General features: G+C 66.2%; 19 protein-coding genes and 1 pseudogene. 14 read left to right on the forward strand and 6 right to left on the reverse strand.

Annotation, left to right across the window (positions count from 1 at the left end; genetic code table 11):
* Positions 1–639 precede the first annotated feature (639 nt).
* From AB4Z44_RS05465 to AB4Z44_RS05475, 3 genes are read left to right on the forward strand one after another with little or no spacing between them, the layout of a single operon-like run.
* Entirely contained in the window at positions 640–3501 is a 2862-nt protein-coding gene (locus tag AB4Z44_RS05465) for a glycoside hydrolase family 99-like domain-containing protein (RefSeq protein ID WP_404713058.1), read from the forward strand.
* Positions 3502–3552: 51 nt separating this feature from the next.
* On the forward strand, positions 3553–4680 hold the full coding sequence (gene ispG, locus AB4Z44_RS05470; protein WP_404713059.1) for a flavodoxin-dependent (E)-4-hydroxy-3-methylbut-2-enyl-diphosphate synthase: 1128 nt from the start codon (positions 3553–3555) through the stop codon (positions 4678–4680).
* Positions 4681–4690: 10 nt separating this feature from the next.
* Positions 4691–5032, forward strand: coding sequence for a TfoX/Sxy family protein (locus tag AB4Z44_RS05475; RefSeq protein WP_404713060.1), 342 nt, complete (start codon positions 4691–4693; stop codon positions 5030–5032).
* A gap of 120 nt (positions 5033–5152) precedes the next feature.
* Here the strand turns inward: AB4Z44_RS05475 and AB4Z44_RS05480 are convergent, their stop codons facing one another.
* Positions 5153–6238: a PA0069 family radical SAM protein gene (locus AB4Z44_RS05480; protein WP_404713061.1), complete on the reverse strand. Its 1086-nt coding sequence runs from the start codon at positions 6236–6238 to the stop codon at positions 5153–5155.
* Between the two features lie 159 nt (positions 6239–6397).
* Entirely contained in the window at positions 6398–6925 is a 528-nt protein-coding gene (moaB, locus tag AB4Z44_RS05485; protein ID WP_404713062.1) for a molybdenum cofactor biosynthesis protein B, read from the reverse strand.
* A gap of 202 nt (positions 6926–7127) precedes the next feature.
* Here moaB and pqqA point away from each other — a divergent pair, with 202 nt between their 5' ends.
* The 5 genes and pseudogenes from pqqA to pqqE all read left to right on the forward strand — a co-directional run bounded on the left by pqqA (position 7128) and on the right by pqqE (position 10199).
* Positions 7128–7211, forward strand: coding sequence for a pyrroloquinoline quinone precursor peptide PqqA (gene pqqA, locus AB4Z44_RS05490; protein ID WP_404714356.1), 84 nt, complete (start codon positions 7128–7130; stop codon positions 7209–7211).
* A 78-nt stretch (positions 7212–7289) separates the two neighbouring features.
* Positions 7290–8120, forward strand: a pseudogene (gene pqqB, locus AB4Z44_RS05495) (pyrroloquinoline quinone biosynthesis protein PqqB); the annotation flags it as partial.
* Positions 8117–8857 (forward strand): pyrroloquinoline-quinone synthase PqqC, encoded by a 741-nt coding sequence (pqqC, locus tag AB4Z44_RS05500; RefSeq protein WP_404713063.1) that lies wholly within the window; start codon positions 8117–8119, stop codon positions 8855–8857. The pseudogene pqqB and the gene pqqC, both read left to right, overlap by 4 nt.
* On the forward strand, positions 8854–9114 hold the full coding sequence (gene pqqD, locus AB4Z44_RS05505; RefSeq protein ID WP_404713064.1) for a pyrroloquinoline quinone biosynthesis peptide chaperone PqqD: 261 nt from the start codon (positions 8854–8856) through the stop codon (positions 9112–9114). Before pqqC ends, pqqD begins: the two co-directional genes overlap by 4 nt.
* A 17-nt stretch (positions 9115–9131) precedes the next feature.
* The gene (pqqE, locus tag AB4Z44_RS05510; RefSeq protein ID WP_404713065.1) at positions 9132–10199 is read left to right on the forward strand and encodes a pyrroloquinoline quinone biosynthesis protein PqqE; all 1068 of its coding nucleotides are present in this window, start codon (positions 9132–9134) and stop codon (positions 10197–10199) included.
* Between the two features lie 108 nt (positions 10200–10307).
* Here pqqE and AB4Z44_RS05515 read toward each other — a convergent pair whose 3' ends face one another.
* Both AB4Z44_RS05515 and AB4Z44_RS05520 read right to left on the reverse strand, forming a co-directional pair.
* Positions 10308–12068, reverse strand: coding sequence for a transglycosylase SLT domain-containing protein (locus tag AB4Z44_RS05515; RefSeq protein ID WP_404713066.1), 1761 nt, complete (start codon positions 12066–12068; stop codon positions 10308–10310).
* Positions 12069–12072: 4 nt separating this feature from the next.
* Positions 12073–12768 (reverse strand): uracil-DNA glycosylase, encoded by a 696-nt coding sequence (locus AB4Z44_RS05520; protein ID WP_404713067.1) that lies wholly within the window; start codon positions 12766–12768, stop codon positions 12073–12075.
* A 133-nt stretch (positions 12769–12901) separates the two neighbouring features.
* Here AB4Z44_RS05520 and AB4Z44_RS05525 point away from each other — a divergent pair, with 133 nt between their 5' ends.
* Genes AB4Z44_RS05525 through AB4Z44_RS05550 form a run of 6 tightly spaced genes read left to right on the forward strand, consistent with a single transcriptional unit; the run spans position 12902 to position 20346 of the window.
* Positions 12902–14533 carry a 4Fe-4S dicluster domain-containing protein gene (locus AB4Z44_RS05525; protein ID WP_404713068.1) on the forward strand — a complete coding sequence of 544 codons (1632 nt, stop codon included), beginning with the start codon at positions 12902–12904 and terminating at the stop codon, positions 14531–14533.
* Positions 14534–14548: 15 nt separating this feature from the next.
* Positions 14549–16213, forward strand: a complete 1665-nt coding sequence (locus AB4Z44_RS05530) for a tetratricopeptide repeat protein (RefSeq protein ID WP_404713069.1) — start codon at positions 14549–14551, stop codon at positions 16211–16213.
* The gene (locus AB4Z44_RS05535) at positions 16213–17055 is read left to right on the forward strand and encodes a 4-(cytidine 5'-diphospho)-2-C-methyl-D-erythritol kinase (RefSeq protein ID WP_404713070.1); all 843 of its coding nucleotides are present in this window, start codon (positions 16213–16215) and stop codon (positions 17053–17055) included. The genes AB4Z44_RS05530 and AB4Z44_RS05535 overlap by 1 nt, the downstream gene beginning before the upstream one ends.
* Complete coding sequence (locus AB4Z44_RS05540) at positions 17052–17780, forward strand: N-formylglutamate amidohydrolase (RefSeq protein WP_404714357.1); 729 nt, start codon at positions 17052–17054, stop codon at positions 17778–17780. The genes AB4Z44_RS05535 and AB4Z44_RS05540 overlap by 4 nt, the downstream gene beginning before the upstream one ends.
* Positions 17781–17785: 5 nt before the next feature.
* The gene (locus AB4Z44_RS05545; RefSeq protein ID WP_404713071.1) at positions 17786–19156 is read left to right on the forward strand and encodes an NAD(P)H-hydrate dehydratase; all 1371 of its coding nucleotides are present in this window, start codon (positions 17786–17788) and stop codon (positions 19154–19156) included.
* Positions 19147–20346 (forward strand): class I SAM-dependent RNA methyltransferase, encoded by a 1200-nt coding sequence (locus AB4Z44_RS05550; RefSeq protein WP_404714358.1) that lies wholly within the window; start codon positions 19147–19149, stop codon positions 20344–20346. Before AB4Z44_RS05545 ends, AB4Z44_RS05550 begins: the two co-directional genes overlap by 10 nt.
* 128 nt (positions 20347–20474) lie before the next feature.
* Here AB4Z44_RS05550 and AB4Z44_RS05555 read toward each other — a convergent pair whose 3' ends face one another.
* The gene (locus AB4Z44_RS05555; RefSeq protein ID WP_404713072.1) at positions 20475–21524 is read right to left on the reverse strand and encodes a deoxyhypusine synthase; all 1050 of its coding nucleotides are present in this window, start codon (positions 21522–21524) and stop codon (positions 20475–20477) included.
* A 152-nt stretch (positions 21525–21676) separates the two neighbouring features.
* On the reverse strand, positions 21677–22903 hold the full coding sequence (locus AB4Z44_RS05560; protein WP_404713073.1) for a type III PLP-dependent enzyme: 1227 nt from the start codon (positions 22901–22903) through the stop codon (positions 21677–21679).
* Positions 22904–22942 lie beyond the last annotated feature (39 nt).

The raw sequence follows: 22942 nt of genomic DNA on the forward strand, positions 1-22942 counted from the left end.
CGAGAGCCAGAACCGGCGCCCATCGCCCTTCTTCGATCCCGCATGGTACCGTCTGCAGGTCCAGCGCCTGCCCGAAGGGCATTGCCTGCTCGCCCATTATCTCACGATCGGTGATGCCGAGGGGATCCAGCCGATGATCGGCTTCGATCCTCCGTTCGTGCGCCAGCAGATGGGGGGTGGCGCGACCCCGGCTCTGGTCGGTTTCATGAAGGCGGTCGAGCGCGGCGCGCGCTACAATCCCAACCGCTTCTTCGACTACGCCTATTATCGCGCGGCCCACGCCGATGTGACGGCGGCCGGGGTCGACGCCTATCTCCACTTCATCCGTTCGGGGGCGGACGAGGGCCGGCTGCCGTCGGAGGGCTTCAGCTGGCTCGAACTGCGCGAGCGCTACCATCTTTCCGGCAGCAACATGCAGATGTTCCGCGAACTGATGCTGCGCTGGCGCCATCTCAACGTCGAGAGCGTGGCTGAAGACGTGCCGGCGATCCAGCTGATACAGGACGAAATCCGCGCCAACCATCGCCCGTCACGCGCCGCCGAGGCGCAGGCGGCGCCATCGCCCGAGGGCACGCGCCGCGCCTGCGACGTCTATGCTTTCTACCTCACCCAATATCACCGCGTGCCCGAAAACGACGCATGGTGGGGGAAGGCTTCACCGAATGGCACAATGTCGTGCGCGGGGCGCCGCGCTTCGTCGGCCATTACCAGCCGCGCATTCCGTCGGCGCTCGGGTTCTACGATCTCGACAATCCGGGGGTGATGGAGCGCCAGGTGGCGATGGCGCAGCAGGCCGGCCTCGCGGGCTTCGCTTTCTATTATTACCATTTCGGCAGCCGGCGCCTGCTCGAGAAGCCGCTCGAGCGCTTCCTGGCCGATCCGTCGCTCGACACCGGCTTCTTCCTGATCTGGGCCAACGAGACATGGTCGCGCCGTTGGGACGGTAGCGCGTCCGAAATCCTGCTGGAGCAGACCTATCCGCCGGATATGCCCGAAATCCTCGCCGAGGATCTGGTCCGGCACTTCCGCGATCCGCGCTACCGCCGGATCGATGGCCGGCCCTTGCTCGCCATCTACCGCACCAGCATGATCCCGGACGCAGCCCACTGGCTCGATCAGCTGCGCGCGGCATTCGCCCTGCTCGGCGAGAATCCCCTGATCTACATGGCGCAGACGTTCGAAGACGAGGATCCGCGCGCGTTCGGCTGTGACGGCGCGCTCGAATTCCCGCCGCACAAGATCAGCCGCACCTTGCGCCTGAACATGCCCGAGCGCGGCTTCGGCAATAATCCTCTGCTCAAGGTGTGGGACTATGACGCGATCGTCGATCGCGCGCTCAACCTGCCCGAGCCGCCTTATCCGATCATCCGCAGCTGCTTCCCGTCATGGGACAATGACAGTCGCCGCCAGGGTGCTGCGTCGGTGGTCCATGGATCGACCCCCGAGAAGTTCCGCCGCTGGCTGCAGGCGCTGGTCGAGGCGGCCGAGGATGATGCCGGCCGGCCCCCGATCGTGTGCATCAATGCCTGGAACGAGTGGGGCGAGGGGGCCTATCTCGAACCCGATCGTCGTTTCGGCCATGCCTATCTCAACGTCGTCCAGAGGGTGCTGCATGCCGAGAAGAAGGGCGTGCGGCGTCAGATCGTCCTGATCGGCCACGACGCCTTTCCCGCCGGATCGCAGACGCTGCTGCTCAATCTCGGCCGCACGTTGAAGCAGGATTTCGCTGTCGACGTGCTGTTCCTGCTGCTCCGCGCAGGGCCGGGTTATGACGGGCTGCTGCGGGCCTATCGCGATGTCGCGGAAACGCAGGTGGTGCATGGCGATGCGGCTTTGCTGGCCGCGACCTTGGTCCGGCGAGGCTTCACCGACGCGATCGTCAACAGCGCCGCCTCGGCGCCGATCCTGGGCGCCCTGGCCGCGGTGGGAATCAAGGCGATCCAGCTGATCCACGAGCTGCCCGAAATGTTCGCTTCGCTCGATGCGGCACCGGCGATGGTGGCCAATGGCAATCGGGTCCGGCGCTTCGTGGCCTCGACCCCGGCGATGACCGGAATGCTCGAGGGGGCCGGTATTCCCCCGGACAGGATCATGGTGCGATCGCAGGGCCAGTACCGGCGGGTCGAGCGGCTCGATGCGACGGCTGCTCGCGCCGAAATCGGGCTCGCACCAGGGCCGTGCGTGGTCGCCGCGTTGGGCTATGCCGATCATCGCAAGGGCGCCGACCTGTTCGTCGCGACCGCCGAGGCGGCGCGCAATGCCGGCGAGGCCATGATCTTCGTCTGGCAGGGTGATTGGGATGGCCGGACCCAGGCTATGTTGGAGGCGCGCATCGCCGACCTGTCCGCGAGTGGCCACCTGATCCTCCTGCCCAACCGTGTCGAAATCGAAGCTTTGATGGGCGCGGCCGACGTGTTCCTGCTGCCCTCGCGCGAGGATCCGTTGCCTTCGGCGGCAATCGAGGCCTGGTCGTGCGGGCTGCCGGTGGCGGCGATCGCCGCCACCGGCGGCATTTCCGATCTGATCGGCGCGGATGCGCAGCTTGGCATCCTCGCCGCGACGGGCGATCCGGCGGCGTTGCTCGACGCGGTGCGCGCGGCGCGCGCGCTCGGCCGGTCCGAGGAGCGCGCGCTATGGGCGGCCGAGCAATTCGACTGGCCGATCTATGTGCGGGATCTGCTGCGCGAGCTTTATACGCCGCCGGTGGTCGACGTGGCCATCATCGGCCATAATCATGGCCGCTTCGCCGAGAGCCGGATCGGCAGCATCGCGCGGCAGACATTGTCACCGCGTGCGGTCACCTATTTCGATATCGCCTCGACCGATGGCGGCGATGTCGGCATCGCCGAGGTGGCCGAGCGGCTGGGCGTGCGGATGGTCGAAGCGGCGGCTAATGACGGGCGGCTGTTCGTCACCTGGGCCGAGATCGCGGCCACGTCGGACGCCAAATATCTGCATATCGCCGAAGGCGACGACTGGGTCGCGCCGACGATGATCGAGCGCTGCGTCGAGGCGCTCGAACAGGCGCCTGGAGCGGCCTATGCTTTTGTCGCGGTCGAATGGATCGACGTGAACGATCGCATCATCGCCGATCATAGCGATTATCCCGCGGGCGTGATCGGCGCGAACATCGCCGGCGGCGGCGAGATCGCGGCCGACCGGCTGCTCGCCTCCGATTTCGTCGTCAAGAACCCGATCCTCACGATCAGCTCGGTCCTGTGGCGGCGCGAGGTTTTGCTCGACCTGATCCGCACCAATGGCGACGCGCTCGAAAAGCTCGGTTTCGCGTTCGATTGGCTGCTCTACCTGCGCGCCGCAGCAGCGGGGCGCAGCGCGGTGTTCGTCCCCGATTTGCTGTGCCGCCACCGCCAGCATGCGGAGTCGTTCGCGTCGCGCGAGGATATCGGCTGGCACATCGCCGAGATTCGGACGGTGCATGATCTGCAGAGTGCGCATTGGGCCGCCGATCGGCGCGCCGAGTATCTCGCTTCCTTGGGGTGACTGGCGATCTTCGCCGGCCTATATAGGCGCCGATCCACCACGAGGGCCCTTATGTCGTCCGTACGCCCCTGGCGCGATATCGCGCGCCGCCAGTCCCGCCAGATCATGGTCGGCAACGTGCCGGTCGGCGGCGATGCTCCGATCTCGGTGCAGACCATGACCAATACCCCGACCGAGGATATCCGCGCTACGGTCGATCAGATCCGGCGGTGCGAGGAAGTCGGTGCGGACATCATCCGCGTGTCGTGCCCGGACGAGGCCTCGACCGCAGCCCTCAAGCAGATCGTGCGCGCGGCACGCGTGCCGATCGTGGCCGACATCCATTTCCACTATAAGCGCGCGCTCGAAGCTGCCGATGCCGGCGCTGCCTGCCTGCGCATCAATCCGGGCAATATCGGCTCGGCTGCGCGCGTGAAGGAAGTGGTCGATGCGGCCAAGTCCAACGGCTGCGCGATCCGGATCGGCGTCAATGGCGGCAGCCTCGAGCGCGACCTGCTCGAAAAATATGGCGAGCCGTGCCCCGAGGCTCTTGTCGAAAGCGCGCTCGATCATATCAAGCTGCTGCAGGATCAGGATTTCCACGAATACAAGGTCGCGGTGAAGGCGTCGGACGTGTTCCTCGCTTCGGCCGCCTACCAGCAGCTCGCCGAAGTGGTCGATTGCCCGCTTCATCTGGGCATCACCGAGGCCGGTGGCCTGATCGGCGGGACCGTCAAGTCCTCGATCGGTATGGGCTCTTTGCTCTGGTTCGGGATCGGCGACACGATCCGCGTCTCGCTCTCGGCGGAGCCTGAGGAAGAGATTCGCGTCGGCTATGAGATTCTGAAGGCGCTCGGCCTGCGCCAGCGCGGCGTGCGCGTCATCTCTTGCCCGTCCTGTGCGCGGCAGGGTTTCGACGTGATCCGCACCGTCCAGGCTCTGGAGGAACGGCTCCAGCATATCCGCGTGCCGATGTCGCTGTCGGTGCTCGGCTGCGTCGTCAACGGCCCGGGCGAGGCGCGCGAAACCGATATCGGGCTTACCGGCGGCGGCAACGGCAAGCATATGGTCTATCTGTCGGGCGTCACCGATCATACGGTGCAGGACGCCGATATGATCGAGCATATCGTCAAGCTGGTCGAGGCCAAGGCGTCCGAGCTGGAAGCGGCCGACGCGGCGGTGGCGCAAGCTGCGGAGTGATGAGGGGCTCGTGAGCGTCGACGCCGGCCTCGTCGAGTGGATCGCCGAGGCCATGGCGCCGATCGGGCATGTGACGATGCGCCGCATGTTCGGCGGGGCCGCGCTCTATTGCGACGGCACGATCTTCGCTTTGCTGGCGATGGACGATCTGTGGTTCAAGAGCGATGCCGAGAGCAAGCCGCTCTGGGACGCGATGGGCGTCGACCATTTCACCTACCCCAAGAAAGGCGGGATGGTCGGCATCACCTCCTATCGCCGCGCGCCATCGGATGCGCATGACGATCAGGATGCGATGCGGCATTATGGCGAGCTTGGGCTGGCCGCGAGCTTGCGGAAGGCGCGGCGCGGGTAAAGCAATGGTTCCACCCTTTTCGTCACCCCGGGCTCGACCCGGGGTCCCGCTTCTTGTTCCGCTGGAGGCAGCGGGACCCCGGCTCAAGGCCGGGGTGACGATCCAATTTTCAGAGACCCCCTAAAACAACCGCATCTGGTCGCCCTCGGGCGGCCTGAACAGATCGGTCCGCAGCACGATCCGTTCGCGGTTCAGCCGCAATCTCTTGCACGCGATCGCGAAGCGGGTGCGCAGCAGCTCCGCCCATGGCCCCTGGCCGCGCATCCGCGTCATGAAATTGGGATCATTGTCGCGCCCGCCCCGGATCGACTGGATCGTCGCCATCACCTTGCCCGCGCGATCGGGATAATGCGCTTCCAGCCATGCACGGAAGAGCGGCGCGACTTCATGCGGCAGGCGGACGGGAAGGAAGAAGCAGCCGCGCGCACCGGCCGCCTTTGCCGCCGCGAGGATATCCTCCATCTCGTGGTCGGTGATCTGCGGTACGATCGGGGCCAGGCTGACGAAAGTCGGCACGCCGGCATCGATCAGCGCCCTGACCGCGGCGATCCGCTTGGCCGGGCGCGGACAACGCGGCTCGAGCGTGCGGGCGATCGCCGGATCGAGCGAGGTGATCGAGATCACCACCGCCGCCAGCCCCTTGGCGGCCATCGGCGCGATGATGTCGATGTCTCGCACGACGCGATCGGATTTGGTGGTGATGGTGAAAGGGTGCCGGGATTCGGCCAGCACCTCCAGGCAGGCGCGCGTGATCCGCCATTTGCCTTCGATCGGCTGATAGGGATCGGTGTTGGTGCCGAACGCGATCGGGCGGACGACATAGTTGCGCCCCGCCAGTTCGGCGCGCAGCAGGTTGGGCGCGTCGGGCTTGGCGAACAGCCGCGTCTCGAAATCGAGCCCGGGCGAGAGATCGTGGAAGGCGTGGGTCGGCCGTGCGAAGCAATAGATGCAGCCATGCTCGCAGCCGCGGTAGGGATTGATCGAGCGATCGAAGCCGACGTCGGGCGATTGATTGCGGGTGATGATCGTGCGCGGTTTCTCGATCGTGACGGTGGTGCGGACGGCCGGCTCCTCGCCGTCGATCTCGTCGCGGGCGTCGAGCCAGTCGCCATCCACCTCGCGCGCCTGAAGGTTGAAACGCTGAGGCGTCGCGTTGACCGGCGCCCCTCGGCCGGGGCGCGGTGGGAGGCGAGGAGGGGAGCTCATGCGGCGAAGCTAAGGTGAGGATAAGAACATTACAAGAACATTTGCCCACCCATCATTCCCGCGCAGGCGGGAATCCATAACCTCCGAACCATCTGACTCTGGCGCTTCAGAGAATATGGATTCCCGCCTGCGCGGGAATGACGGGTGGGGGAGGGGCCTTCACCGCTCCATCAACCGCGGCATCAGCTCGACGAAATTGCAGGGCTTGTGGCGTATGTCGAGCTGGGTCGCGAGGATGCCGTCCCAGCCGTCCTTGACCGCGCCGGTCGATCCCGGCAGCGCAAACAGATAGGTGCCGCGCGCCACTGCGGCGGTGGCGCGCGACTGGATCGTCGAGGTGCCGATCTTGGCATAGGAGAGCCAGCGGAACAGCTCGCCGAACCCCTCTATCTCCTTGTCGCGCACGCGGGCGAAGGCTTCGGGGGTGACGTCGCGGCCGGTCACGCCGGTGCCGCCGGTGGTGATGACGCAATCGACCTCAGGATCGGCGATCCAGGCCGAAAGGCGCGCCACGATCGTCTCGACATCGTCGCGGATGATCGCGCGATCGGCGAGGATATGACCGGCGCCGGTCAGGCGTTCGACCAGAGTGTCGCCCGAGCGATCGTCGGCGGCGGTGCGGCTGTCCGAAACGGTCAGCACGGCGATGCGAACGGGTAGGAAAGGAATGCTGGTATCGATGGACATGACGCCTGTTTAGGCATCGAAAGCGCTGTGACCAAGCATAACGGCAATACCGTTTATTTCGGCACCGCTACGGTCTGTCTCTCGGGAGGGGCGTTTGGTCGCAGGCTACAACGGTCTGTCGTTAGCATGCTTCCGGAGGTGCCGGCCTGCGTCTACATAGACGAAGGGACGCGGCCAACGCGCCCGACCAGGAGAATGACCCATGGCTTGGAAGACCCCGAAGATCGTCGAAATCGCCCTTGGTGCCGAGATCAACTGCTACGCTTGCGCCGAGCTGACCGCCTGAAACCAGCGTGAAGGCCGTGGTCCTGGGGGCGGCCGCCGGCGGCGGTTTCCCCAATGGAATTCCAATGCCGATGGATGCAGGCGCGCCCGCGCAGGCGATCCTTCGGCGCTCCCCAGGACCCAGGCCAGCCTCGCGGTGAGCGCGGACGGCGAGCGCTGGTTCCTGCTGAACGCCGCGCCCGATCTGCGTGAACAGATCGCCCGTACCCCGGCGCTGCATCCGCGCGAAGGGTTGCGATCGACCCCGATTGCGGGCGTGATCCTCACCGGTGGCGATGTCGATGTGATCGCGGGGCTGCTGACGATGCGCGAGCGTCAGCCATTCACCCTCTACGCCACCGCGCGTATCCATGATGTGCTCGGCGCCAATCCTATCTTCGAGGTGCTGGCGCGCGATATCGTCACTCGGCAGACGGTCGCATTGGATGAGCCGATCGACCTTGGCGGCAGACTGACGATCGAATTGTTCGCAGTGCCGGGCAAGGTGCCGCTCTATCTGGAGCAGGGTGATGCGATGCCCGCGATCCAGGCCGACGAGACCACGGTTGCGGCGCTCGTCTCGGATGGCACGCACCGCCTGTTCTATATCCCAGGCTGCGCCGCGATGACGCCCGAACTGGCCGCGCGGCTGCAAGGTGCCGACGCGGTCTTCTTCGACGGGACCTTGTGGTGCGATGACGAGATGGTCGTTGCTGGGCTCAGCCCGAAGACCGGGCGGCGGATGGGACATATGAGCTTGTCGGGTCCCGACGGCACGATCGCGGCCTTTCGCGATATCGATGTCGGCCGCAAGCTGATCATCCATATCAACAATTCGAACCCGATCCTTCTCGATGACTCCCCCGAGCGGGCGGAAGCGGAGGCGGCGGGCTGGACCGTCGCGTATGACGGGCTGGAACTGACCCTGTGACCGACGAGCTGCTGACCCCCGAAGGCCTCGAAGCCGCTTTGCGCGCGATCGGGGCCGAGCGTTACCATATCCATCACCCGTTCCACCGCCTGCTCCACGACGGCAGGCTGACCCGTCCGCAGGTGCAGGCGTGGGCGCTCAATCGCTATTATTATCAGGCGAGTATCCCCGCCAAGGACGCGACCCTGATGGCGCGGCTGCCAACCGCCGAGGAGCGGCGCGAGTGGCGGCGTCGGATCGAGGATCATGATGGCGACGGCAGCAAGCCGGGCGGGATCGAACGTTGGCTCAAGCTCGCCGAGGGCGTCGGGCTCGATCGCGACCTCGTCATCGGCACCGGAGCGATCCTTCCGGAGACGCGCTTCGCGGTCGATGCGTACGTCCATTTCGTGCGCGATCGCAGCCTGCTCGAGGCGGTGGCATCCTCGCTGACCGAACTCTTCTCGCCGACGATCATCGCCGAGCGCGTGTCGGGCATGCTCTCCCATTACGACTGGATCACGCCGGACACGCTCGCTTACTTCACGCCCAGGCTGACGCAGGCGCCGCAGGATAGCGATTGGGCGCTGGCTTACGTCAAACGCCATGCCGATACGGTCGAGAAGCAGCAGGCGGTGCTCGCCGCGCTGCGCTTCAAGTGCGACGTCTTGTGGTGTCAACTCGACGGGCTTTACTACGCTTATGTCGCGCCGGGCCTGATTCCGCCGGGCGCGTTCGTGCCCGAGGCGTCGGCATGAGCGTACCCCGCTTCAAACGCGGGGTGAAATTCCGCTTCGATGCGGTGCGCGAGGCGTGGGTGCTGCTCGCACCCGAGAAGTTGTTCATGCCCGATGAGATTGCGGTCGAGATATTGAAGCTGGTCGACGGCGTGCGCTCGCTCGACGCGATCATCGACGATCTCGCCGCGCGTTTCGATGCGCCGCGCGATCTGATCGCAACCGATGTCGGCGCGGTATTGCAGGATCTGTCGGCGCGGGGTGCGGTGGCGCTATGATGCCGCCGGCGCCACCGATGGGGCTGATCGCGGAGCTCACCCATCGCTGCCCGCTGCAATGCGCTTATTGCTCGAACCCGCTCGCGCTCGATCCGCCCGAAAGCGAACTGGCCACCGCCGATTGGCTGCGCGTGCTCGACGAGGCGGCGTCGATCGGCATCCTCCAGGTCCATTTTTCGGGCGGCGAGCCGATGGCGCGGCGCGATCTGGTCGCGCTGGTGCGTCATGCCGCGTCGCGCGGGCTCTACACGAATATCATCACGTCGGGTGTCCTGCTGACCGACGCGGCGATGGCAGAACTGCTCGATGCCGGGATCGACCATATCCAGCTGAGCTTCCAGGATTCGGGGCCGGAGAATGGCGACCGGTTCGGCGGCTATCGCGGCGGCCATGCGAAGAAGCTGGAGGCGGCGCGGCGGATCCTCGAGGCCGGGCTGCCGCTGACCGCCAACTTCGTGATCCACCGTCAGAATGCCGAACGTGTCGGCGAGATGATCGCGCTCGGTGAGCAGCTCGGCGCGGAGCGAATCGAGATCGCGCACACCCAATATTATGGCTGGGGCCTGCTCAACCGGAACGCCTTGCTGCCGACCTTCGCGCAGCTCGAAGCGACCAACGCCATCGTCGCCGCCGCGCGCGATCGGCTGCAAGGGCGGATCGTGATCGATTATGTCGTCCCCGATTATTACGCCGCGCGGCCCAAGGCGTGCATGGGCGGCTGGGGCAACCGCTTCATCAACATCTCACCATCGGGCAAGGCCTTGCCCTGCCATGCGGCGGAGACTTTGCCGGGGTTCGTGTTTCCCTCGGTGAAGGAGCACTCGCTGAGTGCGATCTGGATGGGATCCGATGCGTTTCTGCGCTTCCGCGGGACCGACTGGATGCCTCCGGTGTGCGAGAGTTGCGATCGCAAGGAGATCGATTGGGGCGGTTGCCGCTGCCAGGCGCTCGCGCTTGCGGGGGATGCGGCCGCAGCCGACCCGGCCTGCGCGCGGGCGCCGGATCATCATTTGATGGGTGTGGCGATTGCTGAGGCGGACGGGGCTACGCTGGATCTGGTGCCAAGGCGGTTGAAGCACGCTTGAATTCTTTTCGTCATGCTGACCTTTTTCAGCATCCACCGTCCATCCGCACGGACAGGGCGAATTGCCTGGTGGATCCTGAGACAGGTTCAGGGTGACGAAGGCGAGCTTTTAGTTCCCCACCACCGCCGGCGCCATCGCCCCCGCCGAACCGCGCGATGCGGTCGCGCCCGCCCGATCCGGGAAGCGCGGCCACTGGCCCTGCGCCAGCGCAGTCATGCTGGTGGTCGAGGCGCCGACCTGCCGCTGGTACATCCAGTAATTGCGCATCACGATCGCGACATAAGCGCGCGTCTCGGCGAAGGGGATCGCCTCGATGAACAGCAGGGGATCCTGCTGGACGTTGGTCTTGAGGTTCCACAGCGCGACATTGTTCGGGCCGGCATTGTAGGCCGCGATCACCTTGGGCAGCAGCCCGCCGGTGCCGGCATTGCCGGCCAGTTCCTCGAGATAGGATTGGCCATATTCGAAGTTGAGCGCCGGCTCGGTCATGCGATCGGCCATGTCCATCGGATCGCCGCGATGGCGCGCGACCAATCGCGCCGTGCCGGGCATGAGCTGCATCAGTCCCTTGGCGCCGGTACGGCTGACGGCGTCGCTGCGGAACTGCAATTCCTGCAGCGCGTGCGCGTAGAGTAGCGCGCGATCGACCCGCCAGCCGCCGCTCGGCGCCCAGGCGGGCATCGGATAGCGCGCCATCGGGGAGGTCTGCGCGCCGGCGGGCGCGTTCTGGGCGAGCCAGAGCTGGGTCGCGGGGAGGCCCATCCGCCCGGCGAAGGCGATCAGGGCATCATGTTCGGATGCCGCACCGATCCGGGCCTGCTGGCGTATAAGCTGATCGGCCAGCCCGGTCTCGCCGATTTCGACCAGGGCGGCGGCGGTGCGGATATTGGCGTGGCGCAGCAGGCCCTCGCTCGCGGTGAAGGCCGGATCGAGCAAGGGGGCCGCCGGCGCGGTGCCGAGCGAGGCGCTTGCGAGCAGGCCATAGAAGGTCTCACCATAGCGCGCGGCCGATCGCAGGCGATAGGCGACCTGATCGGGCTTGCCGCCGGCGGTGGCCGATCGCGCTGCCCAGAAATAGCCGGCCGCGATCGTCTCGCTATCCGCGCCGCGCGACGCAACGCGATCGAAAGCGGTGCCCGCGGTGGCGTAATCGGCCTGGCGCCATGCGGCGAGGCCGTCGACCCAGGCGGCCTGCACGGCCCAGTCGCCCGCACCTTCCTTGGCGATTTCGGCAAGGCGGCGGGCCGAGGTATCGTCGCCGATCTGGAAATAGGCCCAGGCGAGACGGGCGCGCCATTCGGATTGCGCTTCGGGCGTCAGCTGGCTCGCGGCCATCTCGACGAGTGGCTCGGCAGTCGCGGGGTCGTTGGCCTTGAGCAGCGGTTGGACCTGCGTCGCGAGCTTCTGGGCCACGGCGTCGCTGCGGGTCGCGCGGACCATCGTCCGTTTGCTCGCCCCGGCGACGCGGACCAGATCGTGCTGGATGGCGAGCGCGGGCAAGGCCGTCGCACCCTGCGCTACCGCAAGCTTTGCCAAGGTTGGGCATTGCGGCAGATCGGGCATCGCCGCGAGCAGGGCGGTCAACGCGGTCAGGTCTGCCTTGGGCGCGCCTTTGGCGGCGAAGAGTTCGGCGCGGAAGACCGGGGTGAGCGCACCATTGGGTAGCGCGTCCAGTCCACTCGAAGCCGTCGCCCAATCTCTGGCGCGTAACGCTGCCGCGATCTGGCGATAGGCGGCGCGATTGGCGTCGTTCAGCTGGCGCGACAAAGCGTTCACGGACGGCTGTTCGACCAGTTGCACCGTGCCGGCAAAAGCCGGCGCGGTGGCGACGATCGCGGTGCCGAGGGCAAGAATATTACGGATAAGCATATCTTTACAGCGCCATAAACATTTGGAGGTCGGCCCAGGCCGGCTTTCGATAGTCCGGCCGCTCGAGCACGAAGCGCGGATGGAATGAAGCGATGGTTGGGATATGAAAACCGGCGATTTCAAGGCTCCTGGTCTCGCCACGCGCTTGCGCCAACGGCTTGCCAAGCAGGGCCTTGGTCGGCGCATCGCCCATAAGCAACACTCTTTTCGGCGCGGCAAGCGCGATATGCTGGCGCATCAGGGGGGCCAGTGCCGCGCAATCGCTCTCGCTGAGACGCCCGGTCGCCGATCGTGCGGGCGAGAAAGGCGCCATGTAGATGGCCGCGCGCTCGAGCTTCATCGCGGCGAGCATGCGATCGAACAAGGCGCCGGCATCGCCCGAAAGTAGGGTGCCGCTGGTGCGGTCGGCCGCCTCGGGCATATCGACGATCACCATCGTCCCGCTCGCCGGATTGCCGATCGCGTCGATCCTGTTGTTCGCCGGGCCGGGGATGGGAGCGTCGGCGATCAGCCAGCGGCGAAATTCGGTGAGGGTCGCGGGGAGGGCGGCGGCGACTGCAGCGGCGGAAGCCGGGGTGGCTGGCTCGGGCGCAACTGGGCTGGTTGCCGCCAGCCAATCGTAGGGAAGGTCGCCGACGATCGTGTCGACTCCTGCTTCCGCCCACCAATCCAGCGCGCTTAGCGCCAGCCCGTCGGTCACCTGCAAAAATCCCCGCTTGCCCGGTACAAATAGAGTCCCGGTTGACGCAGGGGTCAATCTGCGCGCACGCCTTTCATGACAAGACGTTCGGTCCGTACGACGACCGGACGCCAATATGGGATATGAAGGATCGATGTCCGAACGCGAGTCCATGGAATATGACGTCGTCATCGTCGGCGCAGGGCCCGCAGGGCTCTCGTCGGCGATCCGATTGAAGCAGCTCAACCCCGAGCTTTCCGTCTGCATATTGGAGAAGGGCTCGGAGGTCGGCGCGCATATTCTTTCGGGTGCGGTGATCGATCCGATCGCGCTCGACGAGCTGATTCCGGACTGGCGCGACAAGGGGTGCCCGCTCGATACGCCCGTGGTCGAGAACCATCACTGGATCCTGACGAAGAAGGGCAAGTGGCCGATCCCGCATGTCCTGATGCCCTCGTTCATGAGCAACAAGGGCACGTTCACCGGATCGCTCGGCAATTTCTGCCGCTGGCTGGCCGGCCAGGCGGAGGAACTCGGCGTCGAGATCTTCCCCGGTTTCGCGGCGGCCGAGGTCCTGTTCAACGATGACGGATCGGTCAAGGGCGTCGCCACCGGCGACATGGGTGTCGCGCGCGACGGCGAATACAAGCCCGATCACCAGCCGGGCATGGAGCTCCATGCCCGCTACACCTTCTTCGCCGAGGGCGCGCGCGGCAGCCTGACCAAGGAGGTCAAGCGCCAGTTCGATCTGGAGCGCGATTGCCAGCCGCAGGTTTACGGGCTCGGCATCAAGGAATTGTGGGACATCGACCCGAAGAAGCATGTCGCCGGTCGGGTGATCCACACCCAGGGCTGGCCGCTCAATTCGGAGGTCGGTGGCGGCTTCCTCTATCATCAGGCCAACAATCAGGTGGCGCTCGGCTTCGTCGTCGGGCTCGGCTACAGCAATCCCTATCTCTCACCGTTCGAGGAATTCCAGCGCTGGAAGCAGCATCCGGCGATCCGCGCGGTACTGGAGGGCGGGCGCCGCGTCTCCTACGGGGCCCGCGCGATCAACGAGGGCGGGTGGCAATCGGTGCCGACGCTCGCTTTCCCAGGTGGCGCGCTGATCGGTTGTTCGGCCGGTTTCGTGAACGTGCCGCGCATCAAGGGCACGCACACCGCGATGAAATCGGGCATGCTCGCGGCCGAGGCGGTCGCGGCGGCCATCGCCGCCGGGCGGAGCGCCGACACGCTCGAGGCCTATCAGCCGTCGGTCGAGGCAAGCTGGATCGCGACCGAGCTCAAGAAGGTCCGCAATGTCGAGCCCTCGATCGCCAAGTTCGGGCCGCTGCTTGGGACGTTGTGGTCGGGGATCGACATGACGATGCGGCAATGGGGCATGGGCCTGCCCTATACCTTCCATCACCACCGCGATAATGAGGGCCTGTGGCGCAAGGACATGGCGCGCAGGATCGACTATCCCAAGCCCGATGGCGTGATCAGCTTCGATCGCCTCTCCTCGGTGTTCCTGTCGAACACCAACCATGAGGAGGACCAGCCCATTCACCTGACGCTCAAGGATGCGAGCGTACCGATCCGCATCAACCTGGCGCTCTATGACGCACCCGAGCAGCGTTACTGCCCGGCCGGCGTCTACGAGATTGTCGGGGAGGATGATCCGCGGCTGCAGATCAACGCGCAGAATTGCGTTCATTGCAAGACGTGCGACATCAAGGACCCGACCCAGAATATCAATTGGGTGGTGCCCGAAGGCGGGGGTGGACCCAATTACCCGAATATGTGAGCGATGCGCCGACGCATGAAACAGACCTTGCCGATCTTCGCCGTGATGGCGGCCCTGCTCGCACCGCCGCCGGCGATGGCGTCGAGCCCGGTGCGCGTCATATCGCCCAGCATCCTGTACATGCGTGCCCGCGCGGCCGAAGCGGCCGGCAATCCGCGCATGGCGAGCGAAGGGTTCGCGGCGTTGATGACGCGCGATCCGACCAACGTCCTGCTCGCCCAGCGCGCCTTCAGTCAGGGGATATCGAGCGGCGATCTGCCGCTGGCATTGCGGGCAGCACGGTTGCTGGAGAAGCAGAACGTGCTTCGGCCCGACAGCCGGCTGCTGCTGGCGATCGAAGCGGTGCGCACCAGCAATTGGGCCGAGGCGCGCGCGAATGTCGCCAAGGTGGAGCAGGATCGTCTGTTCAGCTTCCTCGTGCCGATGCTGCGCGCCTGGATCGCGCTCGGCGCGCACGACGGCGATCCCCTGGCGTTGATCGAAGCCGCGAAGACCAACCCGATCGCCCAGCCTTATTACGGCGAACAACGCGCTTTGCTGCTGATCGCGATGGGGCGGAGCGAGGAAGGCGTCGCCGCGTTGCGCGCGGCCAGCCTCAATCGTCCGATCTCGCTGAGACTGCGGCTCGTCGCGGCGCAAACATTGGCAGCAGAAGGGCAGAAGGATCGCGCGCTGACGCTGCTCGATGGCGACGAAGCGACGCTCGTGACGGCACGCGCGATGATCAAGGCCGGCCGGAAGCTGCCCGAACAGATCGATGGTGCCCCGGGTGGTATCGCCGCCTTGTTTGCACGCGTCGCGAACGATTTCGGTCAGCAGCAACTGGCACCGCTGGGCCTGGTGCTGGGTCGCTACGCGACATTCCTCGCGCCGCAGGATGGCAGCAACTGGTTGGCGGTCGTCGACCTGCTCGGCTCGATGCGCCGGACCGACGCCTCGCTCGAAGCGCTGTCGCATATCACGAGCGACGACCCGCTCGCATCGACGGCTCTTGCCTTGCGTGTGGCGCTGCTGAGCCAATCGGGGGACAAACAGGCCGCCCTCCAGGAAGCGCTCAAAGCCGCCAAGGCACCGGGTGCTGGCAGCGACGAATGGGGGCGGCTGGGCGATGTCTATCAGGCGCTGACCCAGCCGAAGGACGCGGCGCAGGCTTATGCCAAGGCGGCCTCGCTTGCCGAAGCGGCCAAAGCGCCCGACGAGTTGATGTGGCCGCTCTGGCTGCAGCTTGGCGCGGCGCTCGATCAGGCCGGCGATTGGGCGGGATCGAAAGCGGCAATGCAGAGGGCGCTTGCCATCGCACCCAACCAGGCGATGGTGCTCAACCAATATGGCTATTCGCAGATCGCGCACCGCGAGAATGTCGCCGATGCGAGCGTCATGATCGAGCGGGCGAGCAAGCTGCGGCCCGACGATCCCGCAATCACCGACTCGCTCGGCTGGGTCTATTTCCTGCGCGGCAGGGTGGGTGACGCGGTGCCTTTGCTGGAGAAGGCTGCCGCCGGCGATCCGGCCGAGCCGACGATCAACGAGCATCTCGGCGATGCTTACTGGGCCTCGGGCCGGATTTTCGAGGCGCGCTATGCGTGGCGCGCCGCTCTGGTCACCGCCGAGGACAAGGATCGCGGACGGCTGTCGACCAAGATCGATACCGGGCTGAGCGAGGCGACGGCGTCGCCCTGATGTCTGTCGCTGAAAATGCCGTCGAGACGGCTTATGCCAAGATCAACCTCGCGCTCCATGTCCGCCGGCGGGAAGCCGATGGCTATCATGCGCTCGAAACCCTGTTCGCCTTCGCCGACGACGGCGATCTGCTGGAATTGACCGATCGGCCCGGACTGGAACTGACCGGGCCATTCGCGGGCGCGTTGGCAGGGGCCACCGATAATCTGATCCTGCGCGCATCGCGCGGATTTGCCGAACTTTTTGGCCGGGGCGGCGAGCGTGGCTTCCGGCTCGACAAGCGGCTGCCGGTCGCCGCCGGGATCGGCGGTGGTTCGGCGGATGCCGGCGCCGCGCTGCGATTGCTGTGCCGGGTTTACGCGGTCGATCCGCAGGATGCAGGCCTGATGGCCTTCGCATCCTCACTGGGTGCCGATGTCCCCGCCTGTTTCGTCTCGCTGCCGACGCGCGGCGTCGGGCGGGGCGAGCAGCTCGAACGCATCGAAGGCGTGCCCTCGGGCATGCCGTTGCTTCTGGTCAATCCGATGGTGCCGCTCGCGACCGGCCCGGTCTTCGTTGCGTGGGACAAGGTCGATCGCGGACCGCTGGCCGGGGGCGATCCGCTCGCCGCGGCGCTGGCCGGTCGCAATGATCTGGAGCCCCCCGCAATCGGTATCCTGCCGGTGATCGGCGAGGTGCTTGCGCTGCTACGGAAACAGCCGGGAACGCGGCTGGTGCGGATGTCCGGATCGGGCGCGACCTGCTTCGCCTTGTTCGAGGACGAGGATGCGCGCGATGCGGCCGATGCCGCGATCGGTGCGGAACGGCCCGATTGGTGGCGCATGGCGACGAGGCTGCGGTGAACGAGGCGTGGAACGACATCAAGGGCAACACGGCCAGCGGCTTGCTGCTGATCGGCGACCATGCCTCCAGCCACGTGCCGGGCGGTATCGATCTCGGCGTATCGACCGAATTGATGGGCCAGCATGTGGCGATCGATATCGGTGTGGCCCCCCTGGGCGAGGCGCTTTGCGTGGCCCTGGGCTGCCCCGGTGTGCTCGGCGGCATCTCGCGGCTGGTGATCGATCTCAACCGTGAGGAGGACGCCCCTGGGCTGATTCCCGAGGCGAGCGACGGCAATCCGATCCCTGCCAATGCCGGTTTGGGCGCCGAGGAGCGCGCCCGAAGGATCGCCGATTATTGGCGGCCCTATCACGATCATATCGCAGATCTCATCGAAACAACCAAGCCGAAGCTGCTGATTTCACTGCACAGCTTTACGCCGCGTCTCGCCACCAGCGATGAAGCGCGGCCATGGCAGATCGGCATCCTCTACAATCAGGACGAGCGCGCGGCGCGGATTGCGCTGCCGTTGCTGGCACAGCGCGGGATCGTCGCCGGCGACAATCTGCCTTATTCGGGCAAGGTGTTGAACGCGACGATGAATTGGCATGGCGAGGCCAATGGCATCCCCTATCTCGGCATCGAGGTACGGCAGGATATGATCGGTAACGCCGCCGGCGTGGCGCGCTGGTGCGCGCAACTGGCGCCGGTCATCGGCGTCACCTTGGCGGGGCTGGGGAGTTGAAACCCGTGAGGCGCATCGTCCTGACCGCCGCCGAGACGCGTGCCGCCGAAGAGGCCGTCATGGCCACGGGCGTTTCGGTCGAGACTTTGATGGAGCGCGCGGGGGCTGCCGTGGCCGACGTGGCGTGGCGGGTCGCGGGGCCGATCGAGACTTTGATCCTATGCGGCCCCGGCAACAATGGGGGAGACGGCTACGTCGTCGCCCGGCTTTTGGCGGAGCGGGGTGCTCAGGTACGGGTGGCGTGCCTTGGGGCGCCACGAACCGAAGCCGCCCGTAAAGCCGCTGCGCGGTGGACCGGCCCGATCAGCGATCTCGCCGAAGCGAAGCCGGCCCCTTTGCTGATCGATGCGCTGTTCGGGACGGGGCTCTCCCGCGGGCTGGACTCCGATGTCGCCGCCGTCCTCGATCATATGGTCAAGCGAAGCCAGCGCAGCATCGCGGTCGATCTTCCGAGCGGTGTCGATACCGACAGGGGGCGGCTGCTCAGCGCGGTGCCGGGGTTCGACATGACGGTGGCGTTGGGCGTCCTCAAGCCTTCTCACCGGCTGCTGCCCGCCGCCGGCACTTGCGGGCGCGTCGTGCTGGGCGAGATCGGGCTTGCGGCAGCGGAGCCGAAGCTCGGCGAGATCGCGCGGCCACGCCTCGCCAGGCCGTCGGTCGATGATCATAAATATAGCCGCGGCAAGGTGCTCGTGGTCGGCGGCGCGATGGGTGGTGCGGCCCTGCTCGCGGCCACGGCCGCGCAACGCGCCGGGGCGGGCTATGTCGAACTCGCGGGCGATTGGGGCGGCATCGCACCGCATTCGCTGGTCCGGCACGTCTGGGACGACAAAGCGCTCGAGGATGAGCGGATCGGCGCGATCGTCATCGGGCCCGGCCTTGGCCGGGACGGCGATGCCCGCGCCCGGCTCGACGCCGTGCTGGCGAGTGGCCGCAAGCTCGTGATCGACGCCGATGCGCTGACCTTGATCGGCAAGGCGCGTCACGATCGGCTGAAGGGGGCGATCCTGACTCCGCATTGGGGCGAGTTCACCCGGCTTTTCGGCGACGACGGCGGTGATCGCTTGAGTCAGGCGCGCGGCGCGGCTGCGGCAAGCGGCGCGATCGTCATCCTCAAGGGCGCCGACAGCATCGTCGCGCACCCCGATGGCCGCGCCGCGATTGCGCCGCTCGCGCCAACCTGGCTCGCCAGCGCCGGGACCGGGGATGTGCTGGCGGGAATAGTCGGTGCGATGCTCGCCGGCGGGCGCGATCCGTTCGAGGCGGCGCAAGCCGCCTTGTGGCTTCATGCGGAAGCCGCGCGACTGGCCGGGCCGATGCTGCTCGCCGACGATCTGGTGGAGAAATTGCCACACGCCGCTATGGCCTGCCTGTGACCACCATCATCAGACTAGCCGGGCGCGGCGACGGCGTGACCGACGATGCGCGCCATATCGCTTTTGCCGCGCCCGGCGACCGGATCGCCGCCGACGGCACGATCGAACCCGGCCCGCATCATGCGACGCCGCCCTGCCGCCATTTCCCGCGCTGCGGCGGCTGCCAGCTCCAGCATGTGGACGATAGCGCCTATCGCGATTTCCTCACCGATCGCGTGACCCATGCTCTGGCCGGGCAGGGGCTCGCCATTCCCGAGATGCGCGAGCCGCACCTATCGCCGCCGCGTACGCGCCGCCGTGCGTCGCTGCGCGTCGAGCGAATCGGGCGCAAAGTCGTGATCGGCTTCAACGAAGGCCAGAGCCACCGCATCATCGATATGCGCGAATGCCATATCCTGCGGCCCGAATTGTTCGATCTGATCGATCCGTTGCGCCGCCTGCTCGGCCCGATGCTCAAGGAGAAGCGCCAGGCCAATGTGCGCATGACGCTTGCTGACCAGGGCGTCGAGCTCGCACTGGAAGGGGTTACCGCCGAGGGACTTGCCGCGAGCGAAAGCCTGACCGCCTTTGCTCAATTGCACCGTCTCGCTCGCCTGTCGATCGACGAAGGCTATGGCAGCGAGCCGCGCTGGGAGCCCGAGCCGGTGACCGTCACCCTCGGCGGGGTGGCGGTGCCGCTGCCCGCCAACGCCTTCCTTCAGGCGACGGCGGACGGTGAGGCGGCGTTGCTGGCGGGCGTGACCGAGGCGGTCGGAGGGGCAACCACGATCGCCGATCTGTTCGCCGGGCTGGGCACCTTCGCGCTGCCACTTGCCACCCATGCCCGGGTGCTGGCGGTGGAAGGCGCGCGTGAGCCAGCGCTGGCGCTCAAGATGGCGGCAAACCGATCGCAGCGCCCGCTGATGGTCGAGCCGCGCGATCTCTTCCGTCGCCCCCTCGACGCGACCGAGCTTGGCCGCTTCGAAGCGGTGGCGATCGATCCGCCGCGGGCCGGCGCGAAAGAGCAGATACCGGCTCTGATCGATGCAAAGGCCGTCGCCCGGATTGCCTTCGTTTCGTGCAACCCTGGCACCTTCGCGCGAGATGCGAAGATGCTGGTCGATGGCGGCTGGCGGCTCGATTGGATCAGGCCGATCGGCCAGTTCCGTTGGTCGACCCATGTCGAACTTGTCGCGGCCTTGACGCGTTAGGCGGGCAACGCTCCGCATCCGGCTCGATCCGGAAGGTCTGGCCTTTCGATGCAAGCGCCGCCCAATGTTAAAGCGGGGAACGGGCTTGATTGAACCGGCCGGCACCCCGTGCCGGCCGGTATACGCCATTACGCGAACAGCTTGGCCCAGCCGCGCTTCGGGCGGTCCTTCCAGTGGCCGCGATGATAGGCATCCGAGGTGAGGAGAGGGATGACCGATCCGGCTTCGGCGAACACCATCTGCTCGAGCGCGGTATCGACCTTGCCCCAGCTCGCCGCTTCCTTGAGCGTCGACGAGGAGCAGGCGCCGTCGCGGACGTCGGCGACGGTGATCTGCACCGCATATTTGTGCATCTCGACATCCTCGTGGCCCAGGATCTCGGCGCAGACGACGGTGTCCTGCACGAAATTCTTGGGCACGCCGCCGCCGATCATGAGCAGGCCGGTCGTGCCCGCCTTGATCTTGATGTCGGTCAGCTCGCGGAAATCGGCGATCGCATCGAGCACCAGGTAGGGCTGGCCAGCCTTCATCTTCTCGACCTGATGCTTGACCAACCCGAAGCCGGCCGAACTGTCGACGAAGGCCGGGCAGAAGATAGGCACGTCATGCTCGTAGGCGAGCTTGACGAGGCTGTTCTCCTTCTTGCCCTTCTCGCTCAGATATTTGCCCATCTCGCGGATGAAGGCACGCGAGCTGTACGGCTTGGCCTCGAGGCCCTCGGCGATCTCGAAGATCGTGTGATCGCAATCCTGGAGCTGCTCTTCATCGATATAGGTATCGTAGATACGATCGATATAGAGCGAACGTAGAACATTATCATCCGGAATTTCAAGCGCTTGATAGTGCTTGTGGCCAAGGCCTTCGAAGAAATCCATGTCGACGATCGACGCGCCGGTGGCGATGATGCCGTCGACCATGTTCGAGCGCACCAGCTCGGCATAGGCATCCATACAGCCGCCGGCCGAGGTCGAGCCCGCGATCACCAGGAAGATGGTGCAATCCTTGTCGGCCAGCATCTGGTTGTAGATGCCGGTCGCGCGCGCGAGATCGCGGCTGGTGAAGCTCATCTTGCCCATGGCGTCGATGATCGGCCGGGCGTCGAACTTGGTGATGTCGACATGCTCCACCACGGTGGAAAGCAGTTCGGCCTTGCGGGTGTCGTTGATCTGGTCGGTCATTCGTGGAAGTCCTCGAAAACGCCGTCATTCCCGCGGAAGGGCACCCCACAAAGTACTACTTTGTGGGGATCCCGGGCGGGAATCCATAACCTCTTGGTCCAGAGCATATGGATTCCCGCCTACGCGGGAATGACGGTCTTCTTGTCGTTTGGTTACAGCTTGACGACGTTGCTGCCGATCTCGCGTTTGGCGTCCGCCTCGACATAGAGGCTCGCCATCGGTTCGTCGCCCACCATCACGGTCTCGCCGGCGGTGAAGCCGTTGAAGCCGGTGCGCATGGCCGAACCATAAGCGCCGAGCATGCCGATCTCGATATAGTCGCCGACACCGATATCGGCCGGGAGCATGAACGGCCCCGCCATATGGTCCATATCGTCGCAGGTCGGGCCGTAGAAGCTGAACGCCATCTTCCTGGTCGACAATTCCTCGTCACGCAGCAACGTGACCGGGAAGCGCCAGGCGATATGCGCCGCATCGAACAGAGCGCCATAGGCCCCGTCGTTGATGTAGAGCTGATCGCCGCGGCGACGCTCGACGCGCACCACCAGGCTCGAATATTCGGCACAGAGCGCGCGGCCGGGCTCGGCCCACAGCTCGGCCGAATAGCTGATCGGCAGCGCTTCGAATGCATCTTCGATCGCGTTGAAGTAGGATTCGAGCCGACCCGGCTCCATCCCCGGATAGACCGAGGGGAAGCCGCCGCCAACGTCGATCACGTCGACCGTGACCGCCGCCGCGACGATCGCGTCGCGCACGCGGCCCATCGCCTGGACATAAGCCTGCGGGCTCATCGCCTGGCTGCCGACGTGGAAGCAGATGCCGAGCGCATCGGCCGCCTGACGGGCGGCGAACAGCAATTCCTTGCTGTCTTCCGGCGCGGCGCCGAACTTGGCGGCGAGACTGAGCTTGGCGTGATCCGACGGTACGCGCAGCCGGACGCACAGCGTCAGGTCGGTCGCGTCGTTGGTCGCGCGCATGATCTTCTCCAGTTCCTCGATCGAATCGAGGCTGAAGGTGCGCACGCCGTAATCGGCATAGGCTTCGCGGATCGCTTCCTCGGCCTTGACCGGGTGCATGAAGCAGAGGGTCGCCTCCGGCGCGGCGGCCGCAACCAGCTTCACCTCGGCGATCGAGGCGACGTCGAAATGCGTGATGCCGCTTTCCCACAGGAGCGCGATGAGCTCCGGCGAGGGGTTCGCCTTGACCGCATAGAGCGAGCGGCCCTTGAACTTCTCCACGAAGAAGCGGGCAGCGCGCCGGGCGGCGTGCGGACGAACGAGCGTGACCGGCTGAACCGGACGACGCTTGGCGATGTCGAGGCCGGACGAGGCCTTGACGGAGGCGGTAGCTAGCCCCAGCGCGCTATGATGCTTGTGCAATTCAAGGGACCTCCAATGCCGCGGGCGAACCCACGGTCT

The sequence above is a fragment of the Sphingomonas sp. MMS24-J13 genome (assembly GCF_044905095.1).
Lineage (GTDB): Bacteria > Pseudomonadota > Alphaproteobacteria > Sphingomonadales > Sphingomonadaceae > Sphingomonas_I.